Below are 15,151 nucleotides of genomic sequence, written 5' to 3' on the forward strand. Positions count from 1 at the left end.
GAGCGGCGCGGATCAGTGGTCCGCGGGCGGAGCGAACAGCGCCGGCCGGCACACGAACGGATAGGCCGCCGCCTCCTCGGCCGCCGTCGCCGCGTCGCCCGCGCGGATCGCGTCCACCAGCCGGGCGTGGTCCATGTGCATGGCCGGGGACATGCCCTCGCCCACGTCGCCGCGCAGCCAGTCCCGCATCACCTCGCCCAGGTCCGCGTACATCGCCGTCATCACGTTGTTGTGCGAGGCGGCCACGACCGCCAGGTGGAACGTGGCGTCCGCCGACACGAACGCCTCCGCGTCACCCGACTCCCAGGCCTCCTCCCGGCGCAGCAGCAGGCCGTCGATCTGCTTGAGGTCCTTCTCCGTGCGCCGCTCGGCGGCCAGCCGCGCGGCGGCGGACTCCAGCGTGGACCGCAGCTCGGCGATGTGCCGGGGGTCGGCGTCGGCGAAGCGGCGCTGCATCACGCCGGCCAGCTCGCTGGTCGCCACGACGTACGTGCCCGACCCCTGACGGATGTCCAGCAGGCCGTTGTGGGCCAGCGCGCGGACCGCCTCACGGACCGTGTTCCGGGCGACGCCGAGCTGCTCGACCAGCTCGGGCTCGGTGGGGATGCGGGAGCCGACCGGCCACTCGCCCGAGGCGATCTGCTGCCGTAGCGCCGCGATGACCTGCTCGGACAGTGCCGAACGACGGGGATGGCTCAGCGGCATGGCTCACCTGCGCACACGAGGGGACGAGCGAGTGGACAATCAATCATCCCATGATTCTATGATGGGTCTCATGGCTAGTGACGAAACCCGGACGGAGACACGTACGAAGACACGTACGGACACGCATACGGGGGCACGCACGCAGGAGCGTGTCGGGAACGGTGCGTCCGAGGTACCCGGCGAGGCGTCCGCCACGCACGCGTGGACGACCTGGACGACCCGTCTGCTCATCCTCGGCATCGTCCTGGCCGCGGTGAACCTGCGCCCCGCCATCACGAGCCTGGGCGCCCTCCTGGAGGAGGTCCGCGACGGGCTCGGCATGAGCGGCAGCATCGCCGGACTGCTGACCTCCGTGCCCCCGCTCTGCTTCGCCGTCTTCGGCGTCACCGCCCCCCGGCTGGCCCGCCGCTTCGGACCCGGCGCGGTGGTCTGCGCCGGCATGGTCGCCATCACCGCGGGCCTGCTGATCCGCCCGTACGCCGGCGGCACGGGCGGTTTCCTGGCCGCCACCGCCCTGGCACTGATGGGCATCGCGGTCAGCAACGTCCTGATGCCGGTCATCGTCAAGCGCTACTTCCCCGACCGCGTCGGTTCCATGACCGGCCTCTACTCGATGGCCCTCGCCTTCGGCACCTCCGTCGCCGCGGCGGCGACCGTGCCCCTGACCGACGCGCTGGGCGGCCACTGGCAGCCCGGCCTCGCCGTCTGGGCCGTGCTGCCCGCGCTGGCCGTGCTGCCGTGGATCCGCTTCGTGCGGAACCGCAAGGCGCCGTCCCCCACGGCGTCGTCCACGCCGCGGCCGGAGGGCGGGCGGTCCGCCGAGAAGCCCGCGGAACAGCCCCCGCTGCGGATCACCCGCAGCCGCACGGCCTGGGCGCTCGCCGTGTTCTTCGGCCTCCAGGCCACGGCCGCCTACATCACCATGGGGTGGATGGCGCAGATCTTCCGGGACTCGGGGGTCTCGGCCGGCACCGCCGGGCTGCTGCTCGCCGTGATCATGGTGATGGGCGTGCCGCTCGCCTTCGTCATCCCCCGGGTGGCGACCCGCCTGCCCCACCAGGGCCCGATCGTGGTGGTCCTGGGCGTGTGCGGGCTCGCCGGATACGCCGGTCTGTACTTCGCACCGGTCGGCGGCGCCTGGGCCTGGGCCCTGCTGCTCGGCGTCTCCAACTGTGCCTTCCCGCTGGCGTTGACCATGGTCGGCATGCGGGCCAGGACCGGGGCCGGCGTCGCCCAGCTGTCCGCCTTCGCGCAGAGCACCGGCTACCTGATCTCCATCCCGGGTCCGCTCCTGGTGGGCGTGCTCTACCAGCACAGCGGCGGCTGGGGGCTGCCGATCGCGCTGATGAGCGCGCTGATGGTGCCGCAGATCGTGGTGGGCGTCCTGGCGGGACGCGACCGCACCGTGGAGGACGAGGCGGGCCGCTGACCGGGCCGCACGGCGCGCGAGGCCCGCGGGTCCCGGCGGGCGGCCCGCCGGGAGCGGACCGCGCGGGGGATGCGAGACTTGCCGTATGCCAGTCCTCGACCCGAATCCCCAGCACGGCCAGAAGAAGATGCTGATCGTCTTCGGTGCCTTCCTCGCGATCTTCGTGATCATCGGCATCATCGCGACGATCGCCTCGCCGTGACCCCGCCCTCCGCGACCGGGTGGTGGGGTTAACCCCCCGTCCCCTAGGGGGTGAGGGTCAGGGTCAAGTGGGTGGACCTCCGGATGGGTTGGGCCCCGCGGATTCCGTAACTTCGAGATGTGCCCGCCACAGGCGGGCCGCGGAGCACGGACCAGGGACGCCCGAAGACCAGCGGAGGCACTCATGTCGGCCCCTACCCACACCCGGCCTCCCCGGACGACCCCGGGCGGCATGGACACCCGGCTGCCCTGGTGGGCCCTCGCCCTGCCCGTGCTCGCCTTCGTCGCGCTGCTCCTGCTGATACTCAATCCCGCCGACGCCCAGGCGGCCGCGGAGCAGCCCGCGACGGCCCACCTTCTGGAGCGGCTGGAGCAGCTGACCGGGCGCTGAGCGCCGACCGCAGGCTCCCGCACGCGTCCCGCGGTGAGCCCGCCTGTCAACTCCCAGAGCCCCATGGCCTGTTTCATGCGAAGCTGGATGACATGAGCGTCGCAGAACTCCGCAGGATTGTTCTCTTCCGGCATGCGAAAGCCGACTGGCCACAGGTGACCGACCACGAGCGGCCGCTCGCCGACCGGGGCCGCATGGACGCCGCGGAGGCCGGGCGCCGGCTCGCGGATACCGGCGTGCCCTTCGACCAGGCCCTGTGCTCCACCTCGGCCCGGACCCGCGAGACCTGGAAGCTCGCCGTCCAGGAGTTCCCGCACCGGCCGAAGACCGTCTACGAGGAGCGGATCTACGATGCCTCGCCCGGCGAGCTGATCGCCGTGCTCAACGAGACCCCCGACGACCTGCGGAACGTGCTGGTGATCGGCCACAACCCGGGCATGGAGGCGCTGACCGAGATCCTGGCCGGCTCGGCCGAGGACGAGGTCCGCGAGCGGATCAACCGCCGGGGCTTCCCGACCGCCGCCTTCGCGGTCCTCACCTTCACGGGCTCCTGGAAGGACGTGGAGCCCGGCCGGGCCGCCCTGGTCGACTACTGGGCGCCGACCGACTGACCCGCCGCCCCCACGTGACAGGGCCCGGCACCCTCGCGGTCCGGGCCCTCGCCGTGCCGGGCGTCCCCGGGGTCAGGGCCGACCGGGTCCGTCGCCGAGATCGTCGGCCAGCGTGTCCGCGGCCTCGACCTCCTCGCGGGTGATGCCCAGCAGGTAGAGCACGGTGTCGAGGAAGGGGACGTTCACCGCGGTGTGCGCCGCCTCGCGCACCACCGGCTTGGCGTTGAAGGCGACCCCGAGTCCGGCCGCGTTCAGCATGTCAAGGTCGTTCGCACCGTCACCGATCGCCACGGTCTGCGACAGCGGTACGCCCGCCGCGGCGGCGAACCGGCGCAGCAGCCGCGCCTTGCCCGCCCGGTCCACGATCTCCCCGGTGACCCGACCGGTCAGCCTGCCGTCGACGATCTCCAGCGTGTTGGCCTGCGCGAAGTCCAGCCCCAGCTGCTCCTGCAAGGCGTCGGTGACCTGGGTGAAGCCGCCGGAGACGACCCCCACCTGGTAGCCGAGCCGCTTCAGCGTGCGGATCAGGGTGCGGGCACCCGGCGTCAGCCGCACCTCGGCACGCACCTTGTCCACCACCGAGGCGTCAAGACCCGCCAGCAGGGCCACGCGCGCGTGCAGCGACTGCTCGAAGTCCAGCTCCCCGCGCATCGCGGCCGCCGTCACCTCGGCGACCTCGTCCTCGCACCCGGCGTGCGCGGCGAACAGCTCGATGACCTCGTCCTGGATCAGCGTGGAGTCCACGTCCATCACGACCAGGCGCTGCGCCCGGCGGTGCAGCCCCGCCGCGACGACCGCGATGTCCACGCCGAGCGCCGCGGCCTCGGTGGCCAGCGCCGTGCGCAACGGTTCGGTCTCCACGCCGGAGACCGCGAACTCGACGGCGGTCACCGGGTACTTGGCCAGCCGGAAGATACGGTCGATGTTGCTCCCGGACTCGGTGATCCGGGCCGCTATGGCGGCGGTCGCCTCGGCGGTGAGCGGGTGCCCGAGCACCGTGACCAGGGAGCGGCCGAATCCGCGCGGCCGGTTGTCGCCGATGCCGGAGATGATCTCCGCCTGCAGCTTCAGCGACTCCGCCCAACTGTGGACGGTCGCCCGCAGATCGCCCTCCAGACCGCGGGGCGGCTCGGTCACGAGCGCACACAGCACGATCCGGCCACGGGTGACGACCTGCTCGATGTCGACGACGTCGACCGAGTACGCGGCGAGAGTGTCGAACAGGCCGGCCGTGATGCCGGGCCGGTCCTTGCCGAAGATCTTGACGAGGAGAGTGGGAACGTCAGAGGTCTGCGAAGCGCTCATGGTGTTCCAACCGTATCCGGCACCCGGTGCCGCCCGCGCCTCAGGTCCGACTGGCGGACAGGAACGGCACCCCTTCCCGCCGGGGCGGTGGCGGAGTGGACCGGACCGTGGCTACCCGTCGCGGGGGCGCCGAGGCGGTGCGGGTGGCGGGGGCGGTGGAGGAGGAGGGCCCTCGCCCCAGGGCCTGGGCCGCGGCGGCCGCTCTCCCGGCCCCGGCGGCCTGCGCGGCGTTCCCGGGGGCGGGCCCAGCGGCCCGGCCACCGTGGGGGCGCCGTACACGTCGTCGTCGGACCGGCCGTCCGTCCCGCCGTCCGTCCCGCTGTCCGTCCCGCCGTCCTCCCGGCCCGCCCCGTCGCCGTACGACCCGGGGCCACCGCTCCGACGGCTCCCGCCGCCTCCCTGCCGCGCCGGGTCCGCTTGCCCCTGCCACGTGCTGCCGGGCGGCTGCTGTGCCCCGCACGCCGTATGCCCGGGCCCCGGCGGGGACCAGGCGTCGCGCGGTGGCGGGGCCGCCCCCGCCGGGCGGGCGTCTTCGGGTTCGCCCGTTCCCGGTGCCGTCGCCGGCGTCCGGCCGCGCCACCCCCTCCCACGACCGCAGGTACGGATTGGCGCCCGGGTCGGGCGGCCGGTGCGGCGGCGTACCCGGCCGGTACGGCCCCGGGACCGGGCCCGCATACTCCCCGACTCCAGCGCCGACGCCCTCCCGCACCGCCCCGGCACTGAGTGCCAAGCCTGTCGCCCGGGCCCCCGCCGCCCCGCTGGCGCACGCCAGCAGCGCCCCGGCGGCCCCCGCACCCGCGCCCCAGACGGCACCCAGCAGCAGGGCGGCACCGAGGTGTCCGTGCAGGTCGATGCCCGCGCCGAAGGCGTCGATGCCGAGCACCGACAGGGAGGCGTCCACGGAGACCTCCGTGAGCCGGGCCGACAGCGGCAGCGTCACCGCGGTGGCGATGCCCAGCCGCAGCGCACAGCGTCCGGCGAAGGCGAGGGGACGTGCGGCACCGGGCGTCACCGGTGTCCGTACCGCCGTCAGCACCCCGGCCAGCAGCATCATCAGTGCCGCGGCCGCCCCCAGCAGCCACACCCGTCCGTCCAGCTCCGCCAGCCGCCCCAGCGTGACCGGCCTTTCGGCCCCGGAGCCGAGCAGGTCGTCGAGGGGGGCCGGGAGCACCCCGGCCGGCTGACCGGTGGCCCGCCCGTCCCACGGCACGAACAGGCCGACCGGGACGCCGAGCCACACGCCGTTCGGCGCCCCCAGCAGCGCGGCCCCCGCGATCCGCCGGGGGTGGTCGTCGCCGATCGCCGCGTACGCCGCCGCCGCGAGTCCGGCCGCCACCGCCGTCAGCGCGACCGTGACCAGGGCGGACACGGCCGGCCGCACCACCCGGTGCAGGGCCTCGCACCCGCGCGGCAGCGGAGTGCGGCGCGAGGCCAGCACCGCGATCAGCAGCACCCCAGCGGACCAGACGAGACCGCCCAGCAGCGTGGGCGCGGTGTCGACGGTGAACCCGACGGCGGCCCGGGCGTCCACGAGGTCACCGACCCGGTCGGGCAGCAGCCCGCCGATGTCGCCCACGTCACCGAGCCCCGGAATCTCCAGCCCGCCGCTCCCGCCCCGGCCGGGCAGGTCGTCGAGCCCGAGCGAGGCGCCGTCGATCGTGACGACGTCGTGCCCCGCCCAGGCCAGTCCGCCCGTCATCGCCACGAACAGCGCGACCACCGCGCCCGCGCGCGCCAGGAGTTCGGCGGGCGAGACGAGGACTCCGGCCGCCCGCAGGGACCGCAGGAAGAAGAACGAAAGGAACAGCGCACCGACCAGCCCCACCCCCAGTGGCGTGATCTCGATGGCAGTGTGCGCCTCGGCCCCTTTCAGACCGAACGCGGACACATCACCGGCCGGTGTGACCGAACCACCCGCCCCGAGCGCCACGACCGCCGCGGTCATCGGCCCGAGTGAGCCCGCCGCGTCCGCGTCCAGCAGATGCAGCCCGAGCGCCGCCGTTCCCGCCATGCCGATCAACGCCCAGCTCACGGAGGCGATCGCGGACAGCAGTACGTCGCCCCACGGCACACCGGTGCCGTAGCCCTTGGTTCCGACGCTCGTGGACGCGCTCATGGCAGACCCCCCGATCCGCTGCGCGGTCAGGTTGCCGCGCATGTCCCCCTCGCGTGGAATACCACTCTCCGGGCAGGTTTCAACCCCGTCAACGGGAACGGCCGATGGGTGCATACGCACTTTTCACAAGGCCCGACTTTCGGTCAGGGCCCCGAGCCTGAAATAGTTCCCCCCGATGTTCGACATCCCTAGACTCCCCGCGACGGGGGTACATCGGGGGACAACTCAGTGGGGCATGGAGTGCCGGAACTCGTACTGGAATCCAATGGACGGACCTGGACGCTCGATCCGTCCCGGTCATACGCGCTAGGACGCGATCCGCAGGGGGAGCTTGTTTTCGACGACGCCAGGGTCTCCTGGCGACATGCCACGATCAGTTTCAACGGCCGCAGTTGGGTGGTCGAGGACCACGGCAGCACCAACGGCACGTTCGTGCACGGGCAGCGGGTCCAGCAGATGGAACTCGGTGCCGGCACGGTGCTGAACCTGGGCAACGCGACCGACGGGCCACGCGTGAGCCTGACCGGCGCACAGGCCCCGGCCGGCGCGCCGCAGGCCCAGCCGCAGCAGCAACAGCAGCAGCCGTACGCCGCGCAGGGCGCCAACGCGGGCTGGGCCCAGCAGGCGCCGCCCGCGCAGGAGCCGTTCCAGCAGCAGGCGCCGCCGCAGCAGTCGCCGCAGCACGGGCAGCAGCACCCGGCCCAGCAGGCGGGCTGGCAGCAGCAACAGCCACCGCAGCAGGTCGCGCCGCAGCAGGTCGCGCCGCACTTCCCCCAGCAGCAGGGACCAGGCGGCGCGGCGGGGGCGCCACCGGTCCACGGGGACCGCAGCCCGACCACGTTCCACCAGTTCTCGCTCGGCCGCGTCATGCGCATCGGCCGTGCCCTGGAGAACGACCTGGTCGTCTCGGACCTCCAGGTCTCCCGCAACCACGCGGAGTTCCACTCGACGCCCGACGGGCGCATGGAGATCCGCGACCTCGGCTCGCACAACGGCACGTACGTCAACGGCCAGCCGATCGCCAAGGGCGGCTCGCAGCTGCTCGGCCCGACCGACATCGTCGGTGTCGGCCACTCGACGTTCCAGATCGTCGGCGACCGGCTCGAGGAGTTCGTCGACACCGGTGAGGTCTCGTTCTCCGCCCGTCACCTGACCGTCACGGTCGACGGCGGCAAGCAGATCCTCAAGGACGTCTCCTTCGGCGTGCCCGAGAAGTCGTTGATCGCGGTCATCGGTCCGTCGGGATCCGGCAAGTCGACCCTGCTCAAGGCGCTCACCGGCTACCGGCCGGCCGACCAGGGCGAGGTCCTCTACGACAACCGGAACCTGTACAAGCAGTTCGCCGAGCTGCGCCAGCGCATCGGTCTGGTCCCGCAGGACGACATCCTGCACAAGGAGCTGACCGTCAAGAAGGCGCTCAAGTACGCGGCGAAGCTCCGCTTCCCGGCCGACACCACGGCCGCCGAGCGCGACGCCCGCATCGACGAGGTGCTGCGCGAGCTCAAGCTGGACATCCACAAGGACAAGAAGGTCACGTCCCTGTCCGGCGGCCAGCGCAAGCGCGTGTCCGTCGCCCTGGAGCTGCTCACCAAGCCGTCGCTGATCTTCCTGGACGAGCCGACCTCCGGCCTCGACCCGGGCATGGACCGGGACGTCATGCAGCTGCTGCGCGGCCTCGCCGACGACGGCCGCACCGTCCTCGTCGTCACCCACTCGGTGGCCGAGCTGGCGACCTGCGACAAGCTCCTGGTGATGGCGCCGGGCGGTTCCGTGGCCTACTTCGGCCCGCCCGAGGAGGCGCTGAACTTCTTCGGCTACGACACCTGGGCCGACGTCTTCTCCGCCTTCGAGAACTACCGCGACTACGACTGGGCGGGCCGCTGGAAGGGCTCGCAGCACTACCAGATGTACGCCGCGGACCTCGACGCCGTCGCGCCGCAGTCCGTACAGGTGCCGCCGATGCAGGCGATGAAGCCGCCGAAGCCGCAGGGCTGGATGTCGCAGTTCGTCACGCTGGTGCGGCGCTACACGTCGGTGATCGCCTCCGACAAGGGCTTCCTGGCCCTGATGGTGATCCTGCCCGCCGTGCTGGGCGCGGTCAGCCTGCTCATCGACGCGGACAAGGGCCTGCTGCCCAACCCCGCGAACCCGCAGACCGGCCGGATCATCCCGAACGGCACCGCCACCACGGTCCTGCTGATCCTCGCGGTCGGCGCCTGCTTCGCCGGTGCCGCGAACTCGGTCCGTGAGCTGATCAAGGAACGGGTGATCTACGAGCGGGAACGCGCGACCGGCCTGTCCCGGTCCGCGTACCTGATGTCCAAGGTCTTCGTGCTCGGCCTGATCACGGTGTTCCAGGGCCTGCTGGTCGGCGTGATCGGCTTCGCCAGCCGCGAGATCCCGGAGGAGGGGCTGGTCCTCGGCGGGATGACGCTGGTCGAGCTGTCCCTGCCGATCATGGCCCTCGGCTTCACCTCGATGATGTTCGGCCTGGTCATCTCGTCGCTGGTGAAGACCGCCGAGAAGACCATGCCGCTGCTGGTGATGTTCGCGATCATCCAGGTCGTCTTCACCGGCTGCCTCTTCGCCCTGAACGGCGCGGTCGGCGTCAACCAGTTCTCGTACCTGATGCCCTCGCGCTGGGCGGTCGCCGCGGCCGGTGCCACGCTGGACTTCAACAGGATCAGCCCGCCCGAGAAGGGCGCCGAGGCCGACCCGCTGTGGGAGCACACCGTCGGCGCCTGGGGCATGGACATGGTCGCGCTGATCGTCCTCGGCGTGATCTGCGGCTTCTTCGTCGCCCGCTTCCTGCGGCGGCACGAGCCCGAGGTCATGCGCAAGTAACCCGAGGTCCGGCGGGCCCGCAGGCCCGGCCCGCACGCCCCGAAGGGCGGCACCCCGTCAGGAGGGTGCCGCCCTTCGGCGTTGCGGTGCGGCGTCGGCGACGTCGTGAAGAGGTCCGCGCCGACCTCAGTACGCGCTGTCGACGTTGTCCATGGTGCCGTACTTGTCCGCGGCGTAGTTGCACGCGGCGACGATGTTGGCGACCGGGTCGTAGATGTTCTTGGAGGTCCCGGGGACGTGGTAGGCCGCGAACGTCGGCGGGATGACCTGGAGCAGGCCCTTCGACGGGATGCCGTTGATGGCGTTGATGTCCCAGTCGTTGATGGCCTTCGGGTTGCCGGAGGACTCCCGCATGATGTTGCGGTGGATGCCCTCGTAGGTTCCGGGGATGCCGTGCTTCTTCATGATGGACCGGGCCTCGCGGATCCAGCCGTCGAGGTTGTTCGGGTAGGACTTCGGCGCGGCCTTCTTGACCTCGGTGCGCTGCGCGGAGCGGCTGGTGGACTCCTTGGCCTCACGCTTGGCCGCGGCCTTCTTGGCGGCGGCCTTCTTCTCGGCGGTCGCCTTCTTGGCGGCCGCCTCCTTCTTGGCCTCGATGGCGGCGACCTTCTGGCTCGCGCCGGCGAGCTGGCCGGTGACACCGGCGTGCACGTCCTGGATCTGCTTGGTGCTGTACGCCACCTTGGCCGTGGGAGCGGCCTCGCTCGTGGTCGTCGTCTGGCCGCTGGCCGGGACGGCGGTGAGGGCGACGGCGGCGGCGCCGAGCGCGCCGACGCCGGCGATCGCGGCCTTCTGGGTGCGGTTCAGGGAACGACTGCGACCACGGGGAAGGATGTTCTTGAGCATGGCGGGATAGACCTCTTCGAATAGCGCGGAGGTCGCTCTCGTCCGGTGGGGACAGTTGGTGCTTCCGGCACAAACGCCGCGGGGGAGAACCCACGGCGCTGAGCGACGAGAGCAATTCTTAGCGGCCGCAAAATCCGGAGGCAAAGGTGTGACGTACGAAGCCGGGTAGTGGATCAGGGAACGGCAAAGCGGGGCAGATTGGACCATCTGCCCCGCTCAAAACGGACGAGTCGTTCTCCTACTCCCCTTCGTACGTGACGTGCGCCCTATGCGCGGGCTCACATCGACCCCCCACCTTTCTCACTGCTAGTTGCTGGAGCAATGCGATGTGTGAGTGGGTGTGCGCCGCCCTCCTACGGCAGGAGGAGATGGACGTCCCCGAACTCGTGCCACAGGTAGCGCCGCCGCACCGCAGCCTCGTACCCGCGGTCGATCGCCGCCCGCCCCGCCACCGCCTCCAGCATCAGCAGATGTGAGGCCTCGGGCTCGTGCAGGCCCGTCAGCAGGCCGTCCACCACCCGCACCCCGCGCTCCGGCGTCACCACCAGACCGGTCCACCCGGCCCGCGCCCGTACGACCCCGTCGGCCCCGGCCGCCGACTCCACCGCCCGTACGGCCGTCGTCCCCACCGCCACCACCCGCCCGTCACCGGCGCGCACGGCGTTGATCAGCCGCGCCGACGCCTCCGGCACGGCGAACCGCTCCGGATACGGCGGCTCGTGCGACTCCGCCGAGGCCACCCCCGTGTGCAGCGTCACCGGTGCGAACTGCACCCCACGGCTCACCAGCTCCGCCACCAGCCGCGCCGTGAAGGGCCGCCCAGCGCTCGGCATCTCCGCACTGCCCGTCCCGTCCGCGTACGGCAGCGCGAACACCGTCTGGTAGACGGACAGCGGCTGGTCCCGCTCCGTATAGGAGTAGCGAATGGGCCGCCCGTGCTCCCGCAGCAGCGCGGGCACCTCCACCCCCGACACCCGCGCCCACCACAACCGCTCCCCGCGCGCGCTCAGCGGCTCCTCCAGCACCAGCCGAGCACCACCCGGCAGCCGCACCTTCGTCCCCGCCAGGCCCCCGCAGTCGCGCCACTGCACCCCCTCTCCCTCCGCACGCGCGCGCGTGGTGCCCCTCCCGTCCGGTTCCCGCAGCTCCACCGCCCACCGGCCGTCGTCCCCGCGCGTGGAGAAGTGCACCACCACGCGCGCGTGCCCGACCCGGCCGTCCACGGCGGCCGCCAGCGTGGGCGAGGTGTTCACCACCAGCAGATCACCGGCCCGCAGCAGCCCCGGCAGCTCAGCGAACCCGTGGTGCGACACCTCGGTGCCCCGCGACACCAGCAGCCGCACGTCGTCCCGGTCGAGCCCCGGCCCCCGCTGCTCGGCCGGCACCCGGGCCGACAGCTCCTCCGGGACCCGCACCGCCAGTGGCGACTTCACCGCGCCTCCAGCAGCGCCGGAGCCCCGTAGCGCCCGCTCGCCGGACGCTCGTCCAGCAGCCGCAGCAGCCCCGGCACGACACTCGCCGGGTCCGGCCGCGGATCCTCGTCGTCCGGCACGGCCGCCGCGTACAGGTCCGTGGCCATGTCCCCCGGATCGACCGCCCAGACCCGCAGGCCCGGCTCCTCGGCCCCCAGCACCGCCGCCAGCTGGTCCAGGGCCGCCTTGGACGCCCCGTAGCCGCCCCACGTCTCGTACGCCTCGGCCGCCGCGTCGGAGCTGATCGTCAGCACCGCGCCCGCGGGAGCCTCCCGCAGCAGCGGCAGCGCCTCACGGACCAGGCCCAGCGCGGCCACCACGTTCACCTCCAGAGCCCGCCGCAGACCCTCCAGGGGCAGCTCCGCCAGCCGCACCAGCGGCTCCGCGCCCAGCGCGCTGGCATTGCTGACCAGCAGATCCACGCCGCCCAGCCGCCGGGCCTCCGTCACCAGCCCCGTCCGGTGCCAGGAGTCGGTGACGTCGCCGGGCAACGCCGCCACGCGCGTGCCGTACACCTCCAGCCCCCTCGCCGCCTCCTTGAGGACCTCGGCACTCCTCGCGTCCAGCACCAGGTCCCACCCCCGTGCCGCCAGGGCCTCGGCGAGTGCCCGGCCCAGCCCCTTGGACGCCCCCGTGATGATCGCAACCGGCATGACACACGTCCTCTTCGTCGTCCCCGCCGTCCGTCCGGCCGGCGTGATCCTCAACGTAGGAACCGGCCGCCGCCCCCGCCTCGGGCACGGGCCCCAACCTCCGAGGGCCCTTCGCCCTAGGCCGGCCGGACGGGACCCCGGACCTAGTCCCACCGCCCTAGGCGACGCCCGTCACCGGGCCGATCCCGCCCCCACCCGCCGCGGGTACCGTGAGGACATGAGCCACGGCCCCCGGTCCGGCCTCACCGCGGTGAGTTCCGCGCTGCTGGCCATGAGCAGGCACCTCGAGGTGCGCGACGTCCTCAAGACGATCGTCGCCTCGGCCCGCGAGCTGCTCGACGCCCAGTACGCCGCCCTCGGCGTCCCCGACGACCACGGCGGCTTCGCCCAGTTCGTGGTCGACGGCGTCAGCGACGAGCAGTGGAAGGCCATCGGCCCGCTGCCGCGCCAGCACGGCATCCTCGCCGCGATGCTCCACGAGGCCACCCCCGAGCGCCTCGCCGACGTCCGCAAGGACCCCCGCTTCGGCGGCTGGCCCTCCGCCCACCCCGACCTGGTCGACTTCCTGGGCCTGCCGATCCGGGACGGCGACGAGGTGCTCGGCGCCCTGTTCCTCGCGAACAAGAACTGTGAGAAGCCCGCGGGCGGCTGCGGCTTCACCGCGGACGACGAGGAACTGCTCGGCATCCTCGCCCAGCACGCCGCCATCGCCCTCACCAACGCGCGCCTGTACGAGCGCAGCCGCGAGCTGACCATCGCCGAGGAGCGCTCCCGCCTCGCCCACGAACTGCACGACGCGGTCAGCCAGAAGCTCTTCTCCCTGCGCCTGACCGCCCAGGCCGCCACCGCCCTGGTCGACCGCGACCCCGCGCGCGCCAAGGAGGAGCTGCACCAGGTCGCGACCCTGGCCGCCGAGGCCGCCGACGAGCTGCGCGCCGCCGTCGTCGAGCTGCGCCCCGCCGCGCTGGAGGAGGACGGCCTGGTCGCCACCCTGCGCACCCAGATCCAGGTCCTCGACCGGGCCCACGCCGCCCGCGTGACCTTCACCGGCCACGGCGTCAAAGCCCTGCCGGCCGCGCAGGAGGAGGCCCTGCTGCGCGTGGCCCAGGAGGCACTGCACAACGCCCTGCGCCACTCCGGGGCGGAACGCGTCACGGTGACCCTGCACCGGCGGGGCACCGCGACCGTCCTGCGGATCACCGACGACGGCGGCGGCTTCGACCCGCGCACGGTACGCCGCGCCGGACGCCACCTCGGCCTGGTCTCGATGCGCGACCGGGCCGGCGGCACCGGCGGCCGGCTCACCGTGCGGTCCGCGCCCGGCGAGGGCACCACGATCGAGATGGAGGTTCCCGGTGGCTGACGCGATCAGGGTGCTGCTCGTCGACGACCACCAGGTGGTCCGCCGGGGACTGCGCACCTTCCTGGAGGTACAGGACGACATCGAGGTGGTCGGCGAGGCCGCGGACGGCGCCGAGGGCGTCGACCGCGCCCAGGAGCTGAAGCCCGACGTGATCCTCATGGACGTCAAGATGCCGGGCATGGACGGCGTCGACGCGCTGCGCAGGCTCCGCGAGCTGGACAACCACGCGCGCGTGCTGGTCGTCACCAGCTTCACCGAGCAGCGCACCGTGGTCCCGGCCCTGCGGGCGGGCGCGGCCGGATACGTGTACAAGGACGTCGATCCCGACGCGCTGGCCGGCGCCATCCGCTCCGTCCACGCCGGGCACATCCTGCTCCAGCCCGAGGTCGCGGGCGCCCTCCTGAGCCAGGAGGAGAGCAGCTCCGGGCCGGGCAGGGCGGGCTCCCTCACGGAGCGGGAGCGCGAGGTGCTGGGCCTGATAGCGGACGGCCGCTCCAACCGGGAGATCGCGCGTGCGCTCGTCCTCTCCGAGAAGACGGTGAAGACCCACGTCTCGAACATCCTGATGAAACTCGACCTCGCGGACCGCACCCAGGCCGCCCTGTGGGCCGTGCGCCACGGCGTGGCCGGCTGACCGCGACCGACCGCCCCTGTACGTGGCGGGGCAGCGGAGGGTTCCCCTCCGGTCGGAGATTCATACCGTCGTGGGAATGTCCCCCATACGGCGCATCCTTCGAGGGGTCCGGCCGTTCTCCAGTGCGTGCTGCGGCGACTGTCGCGGCGATCGCAAGGAGGGGTTGTAAGTGAAGAACCTGAAGAAGGCAGCGGCCGTGACGATGGTGGCCGGTGGCCTGATCGCCGCCGGCGCGGGCATGGCCTCCGCCACCGACGGCGGCGCCCACGCCCACGGCAAGGCCGTCGGCTCCCCGGGCGTCGCCTCGGGCAACCTGGTCCAGGCGCCGATCCACATCCCGGTCAACGCCGTCGGCAACAGCGTCAACGTCATCGGCGTCCTGAACCCGGCCTTCGGCAACCTGGGCGTCAACCACTGACGTCGGTCGCAAACGATGCCTGCGGCCTCCCGGGACCACTGGGAGGCCGCATCGGCATGACACAGCCCGTCCGGCGATTGAGGACGAGGCCGTTCAGGCCGAGAGCGGGGGTCCGGGGGCGCAGCCCCCGGGACGGTCACACCAGCACGGAGCACAGGCCGGA

At 72.8% G+C, this 15,151-nt stretch carries 14 protein-coding genes; 8 read left to right on the forward strand and 6 right to left on the reverse strand.

Going from position 1 to position 15,151, the window contains the following annotated elements:
* Positions 1-12: 12 nt before the first annotated feature.
* Entirely contained in the window at positions 13-705 is a 693-nt protein-coding gene (locus tag Sru02f_RS09940; protein WP_109032056.1) for a FadR/GntR family transcriptional regulator, read from the reverse strand.
* A gap of 58 nt (positions 706-763) precedes the next feature.
* Between Sru02f_RS09940 and Sru02f_RS09945 the strand changes: the two genes are divergently transcribed.
* The 4 genes from Sru02f_RS09945 to Sru02f_RS09960 all read left to right on the forward strand — a co-directional run bounded on the left by Sru02f_RS09945 (position 764) and on the right by Sru02f_RS09960 (position 3,337).
* The gene (locus tag Sru02f_RS09945) at positions 764-2,134 is read left to right on the forward strand and encodes a CynX/NimT family MFS transporter (protein ID WP_174855080.1); all 1,371 of its coding nucleotides are present in this window, start codon (positions 764-766) and stop codon (positions 2,132-2,134) included.
* A gap of 85 nt (positions 2,135-2,219) precedes the next feature.
* Complete coding sequence (locus Sru02f_RS09950; protein ID WP_011027990.1) at positions 2,220-2,336, forward strand: SGM_5486 family transporter-associated protein; 117 nt, start codon at positions 2,220-2,222, stop codon at positions 2,334-2,336.
* A 183-nt stretch (positions 2,337-2,519) separates the two neighbouring features.
* Positions 2,520-2,726, forward strand: coding sequence for a hypothetical protein (locus Sru02f_RS09955; protein WP_109032057.1), 207 nt, complete (start codon positions 2,520-2,522; stop codon positions 2,724-2,726).
* Between the two features lie 92 nt (positions 2,727-2,818).
* Entirely contained in the window at positions 2,819-3,337 is a 519-nt protein-coding gene (locus tag Sru02f_RS09960) for a SixA phosphatase family protein (protein ID WP_109032058.1), read from the forward strand.
* A 72-nt stretch (positions 3,338-3,409) separates the two neighbouring features.
* On the opposite strand, the gene serB is transcribed toward Sru02f_RS09960, so the two are convergent.
* Together serB and Sru02f_RS09970 are read right to left on the reverse strand one after the other, a co-directional pair.
* Positions 3,410-4,642 carry a phosphoserine phosphatase SerB gene (gene serB / locus Sru02f_RS09965; RefSeq protein WP_003977014.1) on the reverse strand — a complete coding sequence of 411 codons (1,233 nt, stop codon included), beginning with the start codon at positions 4,640-4,642 and terminating at the stop codon, positions 3,410-3,412.
* Positions 4,643-4,682: 40 nt separating this feature from the next.
* On the reverse strand, positions 4,683-6,758 hold the full coding sequence (locus tag Sru02f_RS09970; protein WP_373103433.1) for a streptophobe family protein: 2,076 nt from the start codon (positions 6,756-6,758) through the stop codon (positions 4,683-4,685).
* A gap of 240 nt (positions 6,759-6,998) precedes the next feature.
* Between Sru02f_RS09970 and Sru02f_RS09975 the strand changes: the two genes are divergently transcribed.
* Positions 6,999-9,602 carry an ABC transporter ATP-binding protein/permease gene (locus Sru02f_RS09975; RefSeq protein ID WP_167469533.1) on the forward strand — a complete coding sequence of 868 codons (2,604 nt, stop codon included), beginning with the start codon at positions 6,999-7,001 and terminating at the stop codon, positions 9,600-9,602.
* A 126-nt stretch (positions 9,603-9,728) separates the two neighbouring features.
* Here the strand turns inward: Sru02f_RS09975 and Sru02f_RS09980 are convergent, their stop codons facing one another.
* The 3 genes from Sru02f_RS09980 to Sru02f_RS09990 all read right to left on the reverse strand — a co-directional run bounded on the left by Sru02f_RS09980 (position 9,729) and on the right by Sru02f_RS09990 (position 12,573).
* Positions 9,729-10,448 carry a transglycosylase SLT domain-containing protein gene (locus Sru02f_RS09980; RefSeq protein ID WP_109032061.1) on the reverse strand — a complete coding sequence of 240 codons (720 nt, stop codon included), beginning with the start codon at positions 10,446-10,448 and terminating at the stop codon, positions 9,729-9,731.
* 353 nt (positions 10,449-10,801) lie between these two features.
* Positions 10,802-11,881: an S-adenosylmethionine:tRNA ribosyltransferase-isomerase gene (locus Sru02f_RS09985; protein ID WP_109032062.1), complete on the reverse strand. Its 1,080-nt coding sequence runs from the start codon at positions 11,879-11,881 to the stop codon at positions 10,802-10,804.
* The gene (locus Sru02f_RS09990) at positions 11,878-12,573 is read right to left on the reverse strand and encodes an SDR family NAD(P)-dependent oxidoreductase (RefSeq protein WP_109032063.1); all 696 of its coding nucleotides are present in this window, start codon (positions 12,571-12,573) and stop codon (positions 11,878-11,880) included. Before Sru02f_RS09990 ends, Sru02f_RS09985 begins: the two co-directional genes overlap by 4 nt.
* Positions 12,574-12,790: 217 nt before the next feature.
* On the opposite strand from Sru02f_RS09990, the gene Sru02f_RS09995 reads away from it, so the two are divergent.
* The 3 genes from Sru02f_RS09995 (at position 12,791) to chpE (ending at position 14,988) form a co-directional block, all read left to right on the forward strand.
* Positions 12,791-13,936, forward strand: a complete 1,146-nt coding sequence (locus Sru02f_RS09995; RefSeq protein WP_109032064.1) for a GAF domain-containing sensor histidine kinase — start codon at positions 12,791-12,793, stop codon at positions 13,934-13,936.
* Positions 13,929-14,570: a response regulator gene (locus Sru02f_RS10000; RefSeq protein WP_109032065.1), complete on the forward strand. Its 642-nt coding sequence runs from the start codon at positions 13,929-13,931 to the stop codon at positions 14,568-14,570. The genes Sru02f_RS09995 and Sru02f_RS10000 overlap by 8 nt, the downstream gene beginning before the upstream one ends.
* 169 nt (positions 14,571-14,739) lie before the next feature.
* On the forward strand, positions 14,740-14,988 hold the full coding sequence (chpE, locus tag Sru02f_RS10005) for a chaplin ChpE (RefSeq protein WP_003977022.1): 249 nt from the start codon (positions 14,740-14,742) through the stop codon (positions 14,986-14,988).
* The last annotated feature ends 163 nt before the right edge of the window (positions 14,989-15,151 follow it).

The sequence above is a fragment of the Streptomyces rubrogriseus genome, assembly GCF_027947575.1.
GTDB classification, from domain to species: Bacteria; Actinomycetota; Actinomycetes; order Streptomycetales; family Streptomycetaceae; genus Streptomyces; species Streptomyces rubrogriseus.

Bases quoted from the DNA above. Each gene is read 5' to 3' on its own strand.
- Sru02f_RS09980 (WP_109032061.1), bottom strand. From the start codon at position 10,448: ATGCTCAAGAACATCCTTCCCCGTGGTCGCAGTCGTTCCCTGAACCGC.
- serB (WP_003977014.1), bottom strand. From the start codon at position 4,642: ATGAGCGCTTCGCAGACCTCTGACGTTCCCACTCTCCTCGTCAAGATC.
- Sru02f_RS09970 (WP_373103433.1), bottom strand. From the start codon at position 6,758: ATGAGCGCGTCCACGAGCGTCGGAACCAAGGGCTACGGCACCGGTGTG.
- Sru02f_RS09960 (WP_109032058.1), top strand. From the start codon at position 2,819: ATGAGCGTCGCAGAACTCCGCAGGATTGTTCTCTTCCGGCATGCGAAA.
- Sru02f_RS09940 (WP_109032056.1), bottom strand. From the start codon at position 705: ATGCCGCTGAGCCATCCCCGTCGTTCGGCACTGTCCGAGCAGGTCATC.
- Sru02f_RS09955 (WP_109032057.1), top strand. From the start codon at position 2,520: ATGTCGGCCCCTACCCACACCCGGCCTCCCCGGACGACCCCGGGCGGC.
- Sru02f_RS09950 (WP_011027990.1), top strand. From the start codon at position 2,220: ATGCCAGTCCTCGACCCGAATCCCCAGCACGGCCAGAAGAAGATGCTG.
- Sru02f_RS09995 (WP_109032064.1), top strand. From the start codon at position 12,791: ATGAGCCACGGCCCCCGGTCCGGCCTCACCGCGGTGAGTTCCGCGCTG.
- Sru02f_RS09990 (WP_109032063.1), bottom strand. From the start codon at position 12,573: ATGCCGGTTGCGATCATCACGGGGGCGTCCAAGGGGCTGGGCCGGGCA.
- Sru02f_RS09945 (WP_174855080.1), top strand. From the start codon at position 764: ATGATGGGTCTCATGGCTAGTGACGAAACCCGGACGGAGACACGTACG.